Here is an 18,412-nt window from a genome sequence, read left to right on the forward strand (position 1 = left end):
AAAAACCACTCTTTTGAGTGGTTTTTTTTTACCTAATTTTGAGAATAACAACTCACTCAAAATCAGGAAAATGAAAAAAATCTTTGCATTATTACTAGGTGTGTTTGCCATAACCACTGCTATCGGGCAAACCACGACGTCGAGTATTAAGGGGATTATCAAGAGCTCTGCCAACGAACTCTTGCCCGGCGCTACTATCTTAGCAATCCATACTCCCACAGGAAGTAAATATTCAGCTGTGTCTAATGAAGACGGTAGGTTTAATATTTTGAACATGAGAATTGGAGGCCCGTACAAAATTGTGGTGACTTTTGTAGGTTTTCGAAATCATGAATATGCCGATGTGAATCTCGATTTGGGAAAACCTTTTAATCTTGATGTGGTTCTGGAAGATGAAAGTCAGACGCTCGAAGAAGTGAAAATCGTATCAAAGGATAAAGTTTTTAAAAGTGGCAAAACGGGTGCCGAAACTACGATTGGAAAACGGGAGTTAACGGCTTTACCTACAATTTCAAGATCGGCGGAAGATTTTACCCGTTTGGAACCCACTGCTAGCGGAGGTTCTTTTGGCGGAAGAAACGATCAATACAATAATTACTCCTTAAATGGTGCGGTATTTAATAATCCGTTTGGACTAGATGCTGCAACACCTGGAGGTCAGACAGGATCACAGCCTATTTCGCTTGATGCAATTGAGCAGATTCAGGTAGCGACGGCTCCTTATGATGTTACTTTGTCGGGTTTTACAGGAGCTTCTGTTAATGCGGTAACTAAATCGGGGACCAATGAGTTTCATGGTACGGCTTATGGTTTTTACAGAAATCAGGATTTGACGGGAAATAAGATCAAAGGAGAAAAAATATTTGTACCTACTTTAGAACAAACTCAGGCTGGTTTTAGTTTGGGGGCTCCTATTATAAAGGATAAATTGTTCATCTTCGGAAATTTTGAAATTGACAAACGAAGTGATTTAGGATCTAATTTTGTAGCCAATAATAATGATGGTGTAACCGGAATTAATGAATCGAGAGTTTTAGAATCGGATTTAATTGCAGTTTCAAAAGCCTTGGCTAATTTAGGTTATGAGACGGGACCTTATCAGGGATTTAAGCATGAATCGAATTCGAATAAAGGAATTATTAAGATAGACTGGAATATCAATGACAATCATAAACTGGCGGTTATTTATAATTTTCTGGACGCTTCAAAAGACAAACCGGCGCATCCTACTGCACTGGGTTTTAGAGGGCCGAATGCTTCTATTTTGCAGTTCAGAAATGCCGGATATCAGATTAATAATAACCTGAGTTCTTTTCTGGTAGAGTTAAATTCAAAATTTAGTGAATCGGTTTCTAATAAGTTACAGGCGGGTTATTCGCATTTTAATGATTACAGGGTGCCATTTTCAGTTCCGGCTCCTGTGATTAATATTCAGGATGGAGCAGGTTCTAATTATATTATTGCAGGGCATGAGCCTTTTTCTATCAATAATACTTTAGATCAGAAAGTCATTCAGATCACTAATAATCTGAATTATAATGTGGGTAAACATGCGTTTACTTTTGGTGCTTCTTTTGAGAAGTTTAAGTTTGAAAACTCTTTTAATCTGGCGGGATATGATAATTTTGGAAATCCAAACGGATATGCCGGAACCTTCTTTACGCCGTATTTCACAACACAGGATTTTTTAAATGATGCGGCTAAGCCTTTTGCTACAAGTATTATTGCGCAGAATTTGAAATACGCTCAGGATGTTTTCGCTGCCAAAAATAATTTTAAAGTAGGAACTGATGGGGGATGGAAACTCGCGGAATTGAATGTGGGGCAGCTCGCATTTTATGCACAGGATGATATCAGTATCGATGATAATTTCAAACTGTCTTTGGGATTAAGAATTGATAAGCCTTTGTATTTTAATACTGCTGATCTGATTCAAAAATACATAGATACTAATAATGGCGGAGCCAAAAGAAATAACGATACCGATTATTTTGACCCTCAGACAGGACAGGCGGTTAAATTGATTTCGACCAATTTGCCAAGTGACCGAATTTTATGGTCGCCTAGAATAGGTTTTAATTGGGATGTTAAAGGTAACGCTACTTCACAGCTTCGCGGGGGATCCGGAATTTTTACCGGAAGAATTCCTTTTGTGTGGTTGGGAAATCAGGTAAGTGGTGCTGATGATGGCTTTTTGCAGATTATGGATCCGGATTATAAATGGCCACAAGTCTGGAGAACCAGTTTAGGGTTTGATCATCGATTTGAAAATAATTATATCGTAACAGCGGATTTGTCTTATAATAAGGATATTAATGCAGTACATGTTCAGAATTGGGGATTGAAATCTCCAACCGGAACATTAGCAGGTGTGGATAACCGACCTATTTATGTTGCAGCGGATAAAGGTGCAAACAATGCTTATGTAATGACGAACTCGAATAAGGGAAGTGCGTTTAATGCCACTTTAAAAGTGCAGAAAAACTTTGAAAACGGATTGTATGCGAGTGTGGCTTATAATTATTTAAAATCTAAAGATGTTAACTCTATTGAGGCTGAAATTACAGGAGATGCTTTTGCTTTTAATCCTGCTTTAGGAAATGTAAATAACGATGTGCTTTCGAATTCTAAATATGGAGACAATCATCGTTTTATAGCAGTAGCTTCCAAGAAATGGAAATATGGAAAAGATAAATGGGCGACAACAGTGTCGACTGTTCTCGAATATGCACAAGGAGGGCGTTTTAATTACACTTATGGCGGAGATATTAACGGAGACGGCTCTAGTGTTAACGACTTGATTTATATCCCTACAACGGCTGAAATAGCTTTGATGAATTTTAGCGCACCAGGAGAAGGTGCTGCTTTTGATCAGTTTATTTCTCAGGATAAATACATGAAGGACAGGAGAGGACAATATGCCGAGCGTTATGGAGCAATATCTCCGTGGAGAGGCAGATGTGATTTGAAAATTCTGCAGGATTATAATTTTAAGATTTCTTCCACTTCAGATAAAAAGAATACCATTCAGTTTAGCATCGATGTTTTGAATTTCGGGAATTTACTGAATTCAAATTGGGGAGTTGTTCAGGTGCCTACAAGTGTTCAGCCTATCGGGGTTACAGTTGCCGGAAATACACCAACGTATACTTTTAATGGTACGCAGACCAAAACGTTTAATTACGACGCTAGTTTATTGTCCAGATGGCAGGCGCAATTTGGTATACGATACATCTTTTAGTAAAGCAAAAAAAGTTATAAATTTGCCCTCGCATTTGCGGGGGCTTTTTTTATAAGTAATAGAGAAGTTCCGAAATTTTACACAAGCTCTTTTTAGAGTGTTTAACACAAGAAAAAAAATGAAATACGCAAGATTAACAAAAGAGCAATTTGATGAGTTGCATGCAGAATTTGCAAGCTTTTTGGCAACGCAGGCTATTGATAAAGCAGAGTGGGACGCTCTTAAAATAAATAAACCGGAAGTTGCGGAGCAGGAACTGGATATTTTTTCAGATTTAATCTGGGAAGGTGTTTTGTCGAGAGCAGAATTTTTGGAGCACTTTTCTAAAAATCATATCTTCTTATTCCAGTGTTTTGAAACTCATGTTCAGTCGATCGTATTGAAATCATTGGTTGCTGAAACTGATTTTTTGAGTAAAGAAGGATTGCAATGGCTTTCTGATAATATGTTTACCGAAAACATAGAAATGAAGGTTGGAAAAAAAGTATTCACGGAAGAAAGAAACGCTTCTATTTTTGAATTAATTCAGCAAGGAGCATTTTTAAGTGACGGTCAATTGTTTACACAGATTAACACAATTATTGAATCATAGCTTTTTTTAAAATTAAAAATTAGTAAGTGTTTAACGTTTAGATGTTTGCTAATTTTTAATTTTTTAACTTTTGTTGAAGTTTTAATGTTTTTTTTACCCGTATTTCTACGCATTTTTTCTGAATAATTTAAAGAATGGAGTTTTATTGTGGTAAATATCAAATTCTTGCTGTTTTTATGTCTTTTTTGTTCAATTTCAATCGATTACCTTTTTAAAATGTAGTCTTTTACTTTCTTTTTTGATGATTTTGAAAAAAGATAAAATATTTTCATTCTTTTAATTCATCTCATTTTGACGTTATTAGGGCAGGTTTTTCCGATGATTTACCTGTTTTTTCTATTTTCGTTTTTTCTGTAAATTGAAAAAACAGGAAAATTATACTTGTTTAGTGTTTTCCTTTTTTCTAATTTTAGTATAAGAAAAAGTTAAACAAAACTTTTTTGTTCTTTTTCCAAAAACAACTATTTAAGTTATTATGTAATACATCAAATAGTGTTTTTTGTATGATTATCTAGAGTTGAGGTTTTTTATAATAACTTAATTAGTTTGCGTATGGAATTGATCACTACTTTCTTTATCAAGTTTGCATTAGGTTTTCGTATTATTTTAGCTTTATCTTGTAAGAGTTTGAAAAAAAATGAATTTATCATCAAATTTAATTTTTGTTCCACTTCAGACTTGTTTCATAAATTTTCCAGTTTTAATATTTTTTTATTTTCAAATCCCAATAAGGGGTTTGTTGATGAAACGTATTGTTGTGTTTAAAAATTTTTTAAATCCGCACTGCGTTTTTTAAAATGAATTGATTCAATTTTTAGAGTTCTGTTCTAAAAGAAACAAAGTTTATAAAAAGAGTAATCAACTTTTTATGAATATTGAATCAGACTATATAGGAGGTAGAATTTCCCAATTCTCCAAAACGTATATTTTCTTTCATGAAAATTGGTTAATAACAAATCACCCTTTTTGGAAGTCTGATTTCGGTCGGTATTTCCGCACTTTTTTTTGGTATGTCTTTTATTCGAAAGAATAGGAGCGGTTCTTTAATGTACTTCTGTTTAGAGTGTACAGCATGATTTTTTTTACTGAAATGTTGTTTACATTCTTAGTATTCTGGGAATCTAAATTTTATTTCAACAAGTTGATTATTAGAGTTTTTTGAAATTGCCTAAGCATAAGTGCTTATCGCAAGAGGTATTTTATTGTCCATTTTCTAATCTTCCAAATTATGAAAAAAAATTTTACTTTTTATGATCTTCTTATGAAGAGGAGATTATTGGGATTAATTTTTTTACTGCTCTTTTGCAATGAAAATTTTGCCCAGACTTTTTGTAGACCCATCTCTCAAACGAACAGTAGAGCGGGAGTATGTTTGGGAACTACAGAAGTACTAAACCCAACCTTTGCTTATGATGCAAATACAAGTACGTATGCATCATTAACCAATGCGCTGGGTGTACTTTGTTCCGTGCAGGAAACAGTTAAATTTAGTCAGATGGCGAAAGCCGGTGACCAGATTGTAATTGTTTACGGATCAAATGCCGATTTGCTGGATGTTGGATTATTGTCTAATGCGACAATTCAGCCAAGCAATTCAGTCAATAGTACAAGCAGTACGGCATTGGCTTTAAACAGTCCGTTGCTGAATGTGAACGCGATTAGCGGAGCAACTACAGGTACAATAAAGTATACCCTAACGGCCGATTCCGATCAGGTAAAGGTAGAAATTGGCGGGTTACTTAGTGTCTTGACTAATATACGTATATACGATGTGCGATTGGAGTTTGCAAAACCAACCATTACCGGAGGAGCAACTCAATCTGTCTGTGTAGGACAGTCTATTGCACTTACTGCAACTCCTGCAGCTGGTACTACATTGGCCTGGTACAGTTCGCCAACATCTACCACAGCTCTTTCAAGCGTGAATACTTTTACAACACCGGCACTAACCACAAGTACTACTTATTATATAGGTATAACCAGAAGTGCAGGTTGCGAAAGTGACGAAAGATTTCCGGTAACTATTAATGTTCTGGACCCGGTATTGCCAACGATAAGTACGGTTGGAACTTCAATTTGTTCTTCGGGAGCAACACAGGCAACTACCTTGTCGGTTATTAATCCGGTACTGGGAACGACTTACTCCTGGTACAGTGCACCAACAGGCGGTGTGGCATTGAGTACAGGCAGTACTTATACACCAACCGTTCCGACGGGTGTCACCAATTTTTATGTGGAAGCTTCGATTGGTTCCTGTGTGACACCAACACGAACTCTGGTTACGGTTACTTCAACTCCGGTTCCCGGGGTCGCTACTATTTTAACCCAAAGCGTATCTATATTATCCGGTCAGAATGCTACTTTAAGTGCTTCAACAGCTGAAGCGGGGGTGACTCTGGATTGGTATGATGTGCCTACTGGCGGAACAAAATTATTAGGAGATTCAAATACATTTACCACTCCAATATTAGTGGCAACCAAAACATATTATGTGGAGTCCCGTACTATTGCAGGAGGCTGCGTTAGTGCTACGAGAGCTCCTGTTACAGTAACGGTTTTAGCGAATCCTTTGGGAGGATGCCTGGAAGCCAACAGTCAGCAAACTACTCAAAACGGTCTTTGCTTACTTTGCTCTTCAAGTGCCCAGAACAATTCTGTTGACGGGAATAGCACTACTGCATCTTCTATAACGCTGCCGGTAGGTTTAGTCAATGGGTGGATTCAGCAAACCTTACAATTTAATAATCCTGGAAAAACAGGTGATTTTATAGATGTTGATTTGGAGTTACCGGGAGGAATTGCTGATCTGAGCTTGTTAGGAGCTGTGAGTCTGGCTACTTATAATGGTGCTACTTATAATAATGATCGTACTTTTATCAATAACGCCCTGGTTACCTTGCAATTGTTGTCGGGGGATAAGTTTAGAGCGACTATTACTGCGGGAGCTAATTTTGATCGTGTAGAAGTTAGATTGGGCGGACTGGTATCTGCCTTAACGACTTTAAAAATTTATCAGGCTACTCATCGCTATAAGCTGCCATCATTTACAGGAAATACCACAATTTGTGGAGGACAAACGACTACTTTAACGGCAAATATTGTTGCTGGCGAAACTATTAAATGGTACGACGCGCTAACAGGAGGAACTTTGTTAGCCAGTACAGCGGCTTATACTACTCCGGCTTTAACGGCAAATACTACTTATTATGTAGAAGTTACTCGCGATGGCTGTGTGAATAGTGAAAGAAATCCTGTTACTGTTACGGTAAATAATCCGATAGCTCCGGGAACGGTTGTAGCTAGTCCTTTGAATTTATGTAGCGGAACTTCAACAACAATTACCATTCAGTCACCGGTTGCGGGGACTGTTTACAAATGGTATGATGCAAGTTCCGGTGGGAATTTAGTATTTACAGGTACTGTTTACAATACCCCAAATCTGACGGCTACGACTACTTATTATGTCGAAGCTTCAATCGCAAGTTGTATAAGTGCAACCCGTACACCGGTTACAGTCAATGTTAATCCACGACCTTCAGCACCGGTTGCGGTATCTTCACCTGTGATTATTCAGTCCGGTCAGGATGTAACACTGGCGGTTGTAACTAATCCGGGGATTAAACATACGTGGTATGATGTACCTACGGGAGGGACCTTTTTGGCTACTAATGTCGACAGTTTTACACCTAGCCCGGCACTAACAGCCAGTAAAACATTTTACGTTGAGGCAGTAGATTTAACGTCAGATTGTACCAGTAGTACAAGAACCGCAATTGTTGTTACTGTAATTAGCGGAGTGAATAATTGCTTATTAGCCAATTCACAAATAACCACTAAAGGAGGAACCACAAACTGTTTAACCTGTAGTTCCAGTGCAGATGGAAACTCTGTAGACGGTAATAATGCTACAGCAGCTACTCTTTCAATACCTATTGGTTTAGTAACAGATCATATTCAGCAAGATTTAACTTTTCCAACAACGGGGCAGACAGGCGATATTATAGATGTGGAATTAGGAATTCCTGTTGGACTTCTTGATATTAGCGCACTTTCTAATGTTAGCCTGCAAAGTTTTAACTCGGGGGTACCTAACGGAGATTTTAGCACCATCAATAATCTTCTGAATGTTCAGATCTTATCCGGAAATCGTTTCAAAGCAAGTTTTGCTGCAGCGGGTACTTTTACCAGTGTGCGTGTTCGATTAAATGGATTAGCTACTGTTTTATCAAGTCTGGAGATTTACGAAGCTTCTTATAGATTTGCCAATGCAGTCATAACAGGGAACGCAACACCAATTTGTGCCGGGCAAACAGCTTCACTTACAGCAAGTGCTGCAGGTGGAGATACATTTGTGTGGTACGATGCTCCAACCGGAGGAAACATTGTAGCTGTGAATCCAACGGCTGCATTAAGTGCTACTACTACATTTTATTTAGAAGCTACACGTGGCGGAACTTGTATTAATACAGTTCGTCAGGCTGTTACTGTAACAGTTTTACCTCTGCCGACAGCCAGTGATATCAATATAACAAGCCCCGTAACAGCTTCTTGTGCAGGAGGGATTGTTTTGACTCCTTCTTCTCCTTTAGCAGGAGCAACATTCAAGTATTATTTAGATGCAAGTAAAACACAGGAAGCAACCGGAACGATAGCCGGGGTTACTTATTCTAAAGATTTAGGAACAGGCGCCCTTACCATCAGCGGACTTACAGCGTTAAATGCTCCTTATACCTATTATGTGTCTGTACTAAATGGAGGTATTTGTGAGAATGCATCAGGATTTCTTAAGGAAGTCGTTGTTAACTTCCCAACAGGTACTGCTTTAACCGTAACACCAACTTTGTCTGGTTGTGCTAAAGTAAGTCTGAAAGATGCGATTACAAATTTTGATACATCGGGAAATACTACTTATACGTTCTTTGATGCGGGAAATAATCCTATTACAGATCAGGCCGCGTCAAATATTACTGCAAATGGTAATTACTTTATTCAGGCTCAGCTTAATGGGGGCAATTGCCCATCAGTTAAGCTACCTGTAGCAGTAACGGTTAATCCATTGCCAACTTTAACAGTACTAACAAATTCAGTAGCGGTTACTAAAGGTTCTTCTGTTGCTTTAACAGCCACTTCAAACGGAACTATAACCTGGTACGATCAGCAAGGTAATGTGTTGCCTTCAAATAATACAGGTGTTCTTAATACGGTTGGTGTTTTTGCTTATACCGTAGTAGCCAGTAATGGTACCTGTACAGTTAGCCAGACTATCACGATTAGTGTGATTGATCCTGCTGCTTGTGATACCTTACAGGAAAGAGTGTACGCCAATACTCAGTCTTCAGGAACAATTATTACCGGAGGGGTAACTAACGGGCCTCTTGCTGCCGATAATGATCCAAGTACGTATTCAACTATTACAACCGGTTTAGGGCTTTTGGGTATTGGAACGACCTGGCAAAATTTGCAATGGCCAACTACAATTGCCAAAGGAACACCGGTAACGGTAAAATTAGGTTTAGAAAACAGCTTGCTTGCTGTAGCACAAAGTATCTCGGTTGTAGGTACTAAACGTGACGGATCTAATAACCCTATCGATATTGGAACATTACAATCAGTTACAGGATCTTTATTGAACCTGTTACCGGGACAAAATTCATTCGAATATACTTTTGTTCCTTCTAATGCTTCCGGACTTCAGGATTACGACGGTATCCGTGTGCAGCTGGGATCTGTTTTAAGTGTAGCACAAAATATCAATGTTTATGATACTTATTACAAAAGAGAAGTAGCTCAGATCACTTGTGGTCAGGGCGATATCGAAGATGTTTTCTCTGGTGTAAAAGATTTAGGAATAGGAGCTTTAACCGCTACGGTTGGAGTTTCAAATCCATGGAATATAGCCGATAAAGATATTGCAACTTATGCAACAATGTTTAACGCTGTAGGAGTATTGGCAGCTTCAGAGTTGACTGCAACTTTTAGAACGCCATCGATGGTGGGTGACAGTTTAAGAATTGTAATTTCTAAACCGGGAACAGTTTTAAATCTTAATTTACTTACCGGATTTACCATCCAGCTTTACTCCGGAAACATTCCGGTTGGCGGACCAATTGCCAATACAAGCAGTCTTTTGACTTTAAAACTGCTTTCAGGAGATACAATGGCTATGACTATTGTTGCACCTCAAACGCAGCCTTATGATAAAGTAGTGATAACTTATGGAGGTGTTGCTACTGTTTTAGATCAGCTTAGAGTTCATTCAGTAGATCGTACAACCAATACAGAAGTGATAGGGGCCGATCCTGATAATAAAATAACGGTCTGTCCTGGAGCCAACCTCACGCTCGTCGTACCTCCGAAGCCTTGTGCTGATTATGCCTGGTACGATTCGCCTACGGGAGGAAATCTGCTGGCCAGCGGTCAGACTTATACACTTCCTGCTACATTAGCTGCCGGAACGTATAAATATTATATTCAGCCAATTCGTTACGGATGTCCGGCTCTGGAAAGAGGTGAAGTTACAGTAACTGTAAGAGCAACTGTTCCTGCAGCAACTATTACCAACGTAACTATAAATGGAGGTAGTGCAACTATTATTTGTTCGGAAAGCGGTACAGTAACACTAGATGCTGTTCTGAGTGCTACACCAGTACTTACCAATCCGGTATACCACTGGTACAGTTTTGATGGTACAACAAGTCAGCCAATTCCTGGTCAGGTAACCTCTAAATTAATAGTTACCGGTTTACTTCCGGGGACTTATACCTATTATGTTGGAGTAAGTTCTGACGAGTATTGTGAAACTGCTCCGGCAGACAGAAAACAAGTGACTTTTACTATTTTGCCAAGCTCACTGGTATCCGATATTTCAATAAACAATGCTTCTATTTGTCATGATACACCTGCGGTACTAACACCGTCAAGCACTCTGACAAATCCTGTTTTCTCCTGGTATTTAGATGCGAACAAAACGCAACCTATTTTTAGCGGAACAATTGGCGGAGTAACCTATGCAATTAGTGGAAGCGGAGTTTTAACCGCTACAGGTTTAACACCGGCAATGAGCCCGATGATTTATTATGTTGCAGTTTCAAGTGATTTTACTTGTCAGAATAAAAATGGAGAATTAAGATTGGTGACCGTACTTATTAATGATCCGGGTACACCAACATCTACCACTTATAATCAGAATTTCTGTTTGATAAGCAATCCTACAGTTGCTAATCTTCAGGCCGATCAGACTAATGTGGTTTGGTACAGTGCAGCCACAGGAGGAGTCGCATTAAATCCGACAACTGCTTTGGCAAACGGAACCTATTACGGTGCGATTAGAGATGTGAATGGTTGTGAAAGCTCAGTTCGATCAGTTGTAACCGTAATCGTAAACGATCCGGGAACACCTGTGATTACTAAAACTACTCAGGACTTCTGTTTGGTGAATGCGCCAACTTTTGCATCGATCGATGTAAGTCCTGCTGTTGCTGCCAATATTGTTTGGTATACAGCGCTGACTGGAGGAACCTTAATTCCATCTACTACAGCTTTAACTACCGGAGTTTATTATGCTGCGATCAAAGATCCTACGACTCTTTGTGAAAGTAATGTAAGATTAGCAATTACGATAAACGTAACTGATCCGGGAACACCTGTGATTACAGAAACTACTCAGAACTTCTGTTTGGTCAATGCACCAACTTTTGCATCAATCAATGTAAGTCCGGCTGTTGCTGCCAATATTGTTTGGTACACAGCACTTACCGGAGGAGTTTTAATTCCATCCACAACGGCTCTGACTACCGGAGTTTATTACGCTGCTATTAAAGATCCTACAACTCTTTGCGAAAGCAATGTTAGATTAGCAATTACCATCAACGTAACCGATCCTGGAACACCAGTAATCACTAAAACTACACAGGATTTCTGTTTGGTAAATGCTCCAACTTTTGCTTCTATTGATGTAAGTCCTGCTGTTGCCGCCAATATTGTTTGGTACACGGCTTTGACAGGAGGAACTTTAATTCCATCGACTACAGCTTTGACTACCGGGGTTTATTATGCTGCCATCAAAGATCCAACAACTCTTTGTGAAAGTAATGTGAGATTGGCAATTACAATAAATGTAACCGATCCTGGTACTCCAACTTTAGTTACTGCTGGAACGCAAAACTTCTGTTTGGTAAATGCTCCAACTTTTGCCAGCGTTCAATTTAATGAAGCGAATATTGTTTGGTACACAGCGCTTACCGGAGGAACCGTTATTCCTTCTACTACAGCTTTAACTAGTGGTACTTATTTTGCAGTAATTAAAGATCCAACAACTCTTTGTGAAAGTGCAGTTAGATTAGCTGTAGTGATCAGTGTTACCGATCCAGGTACGCCAACTTTAGTTACAGCAGGAACACAAAACTTCTGTTTGGTCAATGCACCGACTTTTGCGAGTGTTCAGTTTAATGAAGCCAATATCGTTTGGTACACAGCGTTGACTGGAGGAACAGTGATTCCTTCTACAACAGCTTTAACCAGCGGTACCTATTATGCCGTAATCAAAGATCCGGTAACCAATTGTGAAAGTGCAGTTAGATTAGCTGTAGTGATCAGTGTTACCGATCCAGGTACGCCAACTTTAGTTACAGCAGGAACACAAAACTTCTGTTTGGTCAATGCACCAACTTTTGCAAGTGTTCAGTTTAATGAAGCCAATATTGTATGGTATACGGCGCTGACTGGAGGAACCGTTATTCCTTCTACTACAGCTTTAACCAGCGGTACCTATTATGCCGTAATCAAAGATCCTGTAACCAATTGTGAAAGTGCAGTTAGATTAGCTGTAGTGATCAGTGTAACCGATCCTGGTACTCCAACTTTAGTTACTGCCGGAACGCAAAACTTCTGTTTGGTAAATGCTCCAACTTTTGCCAGCGTTCAATTTAATGAAGCGAATATTGTTTGGTACACAGCGCTTACCGGAGGAACCGTTATTCCTTCTACTACAGCTTTAACTAGTGGTACTTATTATGCCGTAATCAAAGATCCTGTAACCAATTGTGAAAGTGCAGTTAGATTAGCTGTAGTGATCAGTGTTACCGATCCGGGAACACCAACTTTAGTTACAGCAGGAACACAAAACTTCTGTTTGGTAAATGCGCCGACTTTTGCGAGTGTTCAGTTTAATGAAGCCAATATCGTTTGGTACACAGCGTTGACTGGAGGAACAGTTATTCCTTCTACAACAGCTTTAACCAGTGGTACGTACTATGCCGTAATCAAAGATCCTGTAACCAATTGTGAGAGTGCCGTAAGATTAGCGGTAGTGATCAGTGTTACCGATCCGGGAACACCAACTTTAGTTACAGCAGGAACACAAAACTTCTGTTTGGTAAATGCACCAACTTTTGCGAGTGTTCAGTTTAATGAAGCCAATATTGTTTGGTATACGGCGTTGACTGGAGGAACAGTGATTCCTTCGACTACAGCTTTAACCAGCGGTACTTATTATGCGGTAATCAAAGATCCGGTAACCAATTGTGAGAGTGCTGTTAGATTAGCGGTAACGATTAGTGTGACTGATCCGGGAACTCCTGTGATTACAGAAACTACACAGAATTTCTGTTTGGTCAATGCGCCAACTTTTGCATCAATCAATGTAAGTCCGGCAGTTGCTGCTAATATTGTTTGGTACACAGCGCTTACCGGAGGAACTTTAATTCCATCGACTACAGCTTTGACTACCGGAGTTTATTATGCAGCAATTAAAGATCCTGTAACTCTTTGTGAAAGTGCTGTTCGATTAGCGATAACGATTAGCGTAACCGATCCTGGTACTCCTGTTATTACGGAAACTACACAGAATTTCTGTTTGGTGAATGCGCCAACTTTTGCATCGATTGATGTAAGTCCTGCTGTTGCCGCCAATATTGTTTGGTACACGGCTTTGACAGGAGGAACTTTAATTCCATCCACGACAGCTTTAACTACCGGAGTTTATTATGCTGCCATCAAAGATCCAATCACGAACTGTGAGAGTAATGTGAGATTGGCAATTACAATAAGCGTAACTGATCCGGGTACCCCGACTTTAGTTACGGCAGGAACACAAAACTTCTGTTTGGTAAATGCTCCAACTTTTGCAAGCGTTCAATTTAATCAGGCCAATATTGTTTGGTATACGGCGTTGACTGGAGGAACCGTTATTCCTTCTACTACAGCTTTAACCAGTGGTACTTATTATGCTGTAATCAAAGATCCAATCACGAACTGTGAAAGTGCAGTAAGATTGGCTGTAGTAATCAGCGTTACTGATCCGGGAACACCAACTTTAGTTACAGCGGGAACACAAAACTTCTGTTTGGTCAATGCACCGACTTTTGCCAGTGTTCAGTTTAATGAAGCCAATATCGTTTGGTACACAGCGTTGACTGGAGGAACAGTGATTCCTTCCACTACAGCTTTAACTAGCGGTACCTATTATGCTGTTATCAAAGATCCAATCACAAATTGTGAAAGTGCAGTTAGATTAGCTGTAGTGATCAGTGTTACCGATCCCGGAACACCAACTTTAGTTACAGCAGGAACACAAAACTTCTGTTTGGTAAATGCTCCAACTTTTGCAAGCGTTCAATTTAATGAAGCCAATATCGTTTGGTACACAGCATTGACCGGAGGAACAGTTATTCCTTCGACTACAGCCTTAACCAGCGGTACTTATTATGCGGTAATCAAAGATCCAATCACAAATTGCGAAAGTGCCGTGAGATTAGCGGTAACGATTAGTGTTACTGATCCTGGAACACCGGTTATCACTAACACTACTCAGAATTTCTGTTTGGTGAATGCACCAACTTTTGCATCGATTGATGTAAGTCCTGCTGTTGCCGCCAATATTGTTTGGTACACAACATTGACCGGAGGGGTCTTAATTCCATCCACAACAGCTTTGACCACTGGAGTTTATTACGCTGCAATCAAAGATCCGACAACTCTTTGTGAAAGTGCTGTCAGATTAGCGATTACGATCAATGTAACCGATCCGGGAACTCCTGTGATTACAAAAACTACTCAGAATTTCTGTTTGTTCAATGCACCAACTTTTGCATCGATTGATGTAAGTCCAGCTGTTGCGGCCAATATAGTTTGGTACACTGCCTTAACCGGAGGAATTTTAATTCCATCGACTACAGCATTGACAAGTGGTACATATTATGCTGCAATCAAAGATCCGGTAACTCTTTGTGAGAGTAATGTGAGATTGGCGATTGTCATTATTGTAACCGATCCTGAAGCACCAATTATTACCAAAACTACTCAGGATTTCTGTTTGGTAAATGCGCCAACTTTTGCAACAATCGACGTAAGTCCTGCCGTTGCAGCAAATATTGTTTGGTACACAGCGTTGACTGGAGGAACAGTGATTCCTTCTACAACAGCTTTAACTACGGGAATTTATTATGCTGCGGTTATAGATCCGGTATCAGGATGTGAAAGTACCGAAAGATTACCAATTACAATCAATGTTACTGATCCTGGTACACCAACTCTGGTAACAGCGGGAACGCAAAACTTCTGTTTGGCAAATGCACCAACGTTTGCAAGTGTTCAGTTTAATCAGGCCAATATTGTTTGGTATACTGCAATAACAGGAGGAACGGTGATTGCACCGACCACAGCTTTAACCAGCGGTACTTATTATGCAGTAATTAAAGACCCGGTTACAAACTGTGAAAGTGCCATAAGATTAGCGGTAACGATCAATGTTGCTAATCCGGGAACACCAACTTTAGTAACAGCGGGAACACAAAACTTCTGTTTGGCAAATACGCCAACCTTTGCCAGTGTTCAGTTTAATCAGGTAAACATAGTTTGGTATACTGCGCTAACAGGAGGAACAGTGATTCCTTCTACTACAGCTTTAACCAGTGGTACTTATTATGCAGTGATAAAAGATCCTGTATCAGGATGTGAAAGCGCCGTAAGATTAGCGGTAACCATTAATGTTTCTGATCCTGGAACACCAACATTGGTTACAGCGGGAGTACAAAACTTCTGTTTGGTAAATGCTCCAACGTTTGCCAGTGTTCAATTTAATCAGGCAAACATAGTTTGGTATACTGCGCTAACAGGAGGAGCAGTGATTCCTTCTACAACAGCTTTAATTAGCGGTACTTATTATGCAGTAATAAAAGATCCTGTATCAGGATGTGAAAGTGCTGAAAGATTAGCCGTAACGATTAGTGTTACTGATCCTGGTACACCAACTCTGGTAACAGCGGGAACGCAAAATTTCTGTTTGGTAAATGCACCAACGTTTGCAAGTGTTCAGTTTAATCAAGCCAATATTGTTTGGTATACTGCGCTAACAGGAGGAACGGTGATTGCAGCGACCACAGCTTTAACCAGCGGTACTTATTATGCCGTAATTAAAGACCCGGTTACAAACTGTGAAAGTGCCGTAAGATTAGCGGTAACGATCAATGTTGCCAATCCGGGAACACCAACTTTAGTAACAGCAGGAACACAAACCTTCTGTACGGTAAATGCACCAACGTTTGCGAGTGTTCAATTCAATCAGGCAAACATAGTTTGGTATACTGCGCTAACTGGAGGAACAGTGATTCCTTCCACTACAGCTTTAACCAGTGGTACTTATTATGCAGTGATAAAAGATCCTGTATCAGGATGTGAAAGTGCTGTGAGATTAACAGTAAATGTTAATGTAATCGATCCGGGTACGCCGACAACAACAGCTGCCACTCAGGTATTCTGCTCAGGAAATAATCCAACAGTTGCTAACATTCAAGTAAACGGAAGCAACATCGTGTGGTATACAACTGCAACTGGCGGAACTGTCATTGCGGGAACTACACCACTAGTAAATGGTGATTATTATGCAGCGATAAAAGATCCGGTATCCGGTTGTGAAAGCAGCGTGAGACTGAAAGTTACTGTAACTGTTGGAATTTCTAAAGATCCAACTACAACTGCGGCGACTCAGAATTTCTGTTCTACAAGTGCTCCAACTTTTGCAAATATTCAAGTTAACGAGAGTAATGTAGCATGGTTTAGTAGCGCAACAGGCGGAACAGCAATTCCATTGACAACCGCTTTAACTTCCGGCACCTATTACGGAGAGCTTACAGATCCGGTAACAGGATGTAAAAGTGCTAATCGTTTGCAGGTTGTCATTACCATTGTAACCCCAATGGCGACGCCTACAACTAATGCAGCAACTCAAAACTTCTGTTCGGTAGATGCACCAAAAGTGTCTAACATTCAAGTGAATGAATCCGGTGTAATCTGGTACAGTACTCCAACAGGCGGAACTGCTATTCCGGCAACTACAGCTTTAGCTACTGGTACTTATTATGGAGTAATCGCAAGCAGTTCTGGTTGTGAAAATCCAATTAGATTGGCCGTTGCAGTAACGGTAAACGTACCGCTTAGTGTTACTACTCCAAGAACGACACAGGTATTTTGTTTATCAGCAGCGCCAACAGTTCAGGATATTGTAGTAAATGAGGCTAACATTGTTTGGTATACCACTGCATCTGGAGGAACTCCTTTGGCAGCGAATACACCTCTTGTTGCGGCAACTTATTATGCTGCGGCACAAGGGAACATTACTAATGGCTGTGGAGCAGTTCCGAGATTAGCAGTGATTGTTACCTTTAACAATGATGCATTGGTTCCTATTACAACAACAGATGATACGCCATGTGTATTCCAGGGAGTTACTTATTCGATTGCCAATGGAAAATCAAATTATGTATGGTCAGTTTCTAACGGAACAATTACTTCAGGCGGAGGACTTAACGATGGTTCTGTAACCATTTCCTGGTCAGATATCGGACCGGGTAAAGTTGAGGTTGAGTATATTAATACTTGTAACGAGAGAACTACAAAATCATTAAATGTAATTGTAGCAACTTGTTCTGATCTAACAATAACCAATACAGTTAGCAATCCTAAGCCTAATTTTGGTGATCAGATAACATTTACCATAACAGTAAATAATATTGGTCAGGGTAATTTTATCAATACAATAGTAAGCGATTTATTACCTAGCGGATATAATTTGATAAGCGCATCTGCAACAGCAGGAACATACAGTTTGTTATCCCAAATTTGGACGATTCCAACGTTGAATGCAGGACAAAGTGTGGTCCTTACAATTGTGGCAGAAGTATTGCCGGGTGGTAAATACTTAAGCGTTGCAACTGTCGAGACTTCCACTCCGTTAGATGTGGATTCATCAAATAACTCGGCTTCAGTTTCTGTTGAACCAATTTGTTTGACCGTTTACAATGAATTTACTCCAAACAATGACGGGGCAAATGATTTGTTCAGAATTGATTGTATCGAAACTTATCCAAATAATGAGTTGAAAGTGTATAACAGATACGGTTCATTAGTATATAGTAAACAACATTATGAAAATGATTGGGACGGAACCGCTAATGTATCCGGAGTTATCAACAGAGGAGATATGCTGCCAACAGGTACTTATTTCTATGTGATAGCAATAGGAGACGGAACGGTTAAAAAAGGATGGTTGTCTATAATGAGATAAGCAGCCGTATTAATCATCT

General features: G+C 39.6%; 3 protein-coding genes. All 3 read left to right on the top strand.

The window, feature by feature from the left end; genetic code table 11:
* The first annotated feature begins 70 nt into the window (after nucleotides 1-70).
* Complete coding sequence (locus M4I44_RS13650; protein ID WP_249965024.1) at nucleotides 71-3,241, top strand: TonB-dependent receptor; 3,171 nt, start codon at nucleotides 71-73, stop codon at nucleotides 3,239-3,241.
* Nucleotides 3,242-3,359: 118 nt separating this feature from the next.
* Nucleotides 3,360-3,833, top strand: a complete 474-nt coding sequence (locus tag M4I44_RS13655; RefSeq protein ID WP_017496609.1) for a DUF6495 family protein — start codon at nucleotides 3,360-3,362, stop codon at nucleotides 3,831-3,833.
* Between the two features lie 1,228 nt (nucleotides 3,834-5,061).
* On the top strand, nucleotides 5,062-18,393 hold the full coding sequence (locus M4I44_RS13660) for a gliding motility-associated C-terminal domain-containing protein (protein WP_249965025.1): 13,332 nt from the start codon (nucleotides 5,062-5,064) through the stop codon (nucleotides 18,391-18,393).
* Nucleotides 18,394-18,412 lie beyond the last annotated feature (19 nt).

The sequence above is a fragment of the Flavobacterium sp. B183 genome (assembly GCF_023539155.1).
GTDB classification, from domain to species: domain Bacteria; phylum Bacteroidota; class Bacteroidia; order Flavobacteriales; family Flavobacteriaceae; genus Flavobacterium; species Flavobacterium tructae.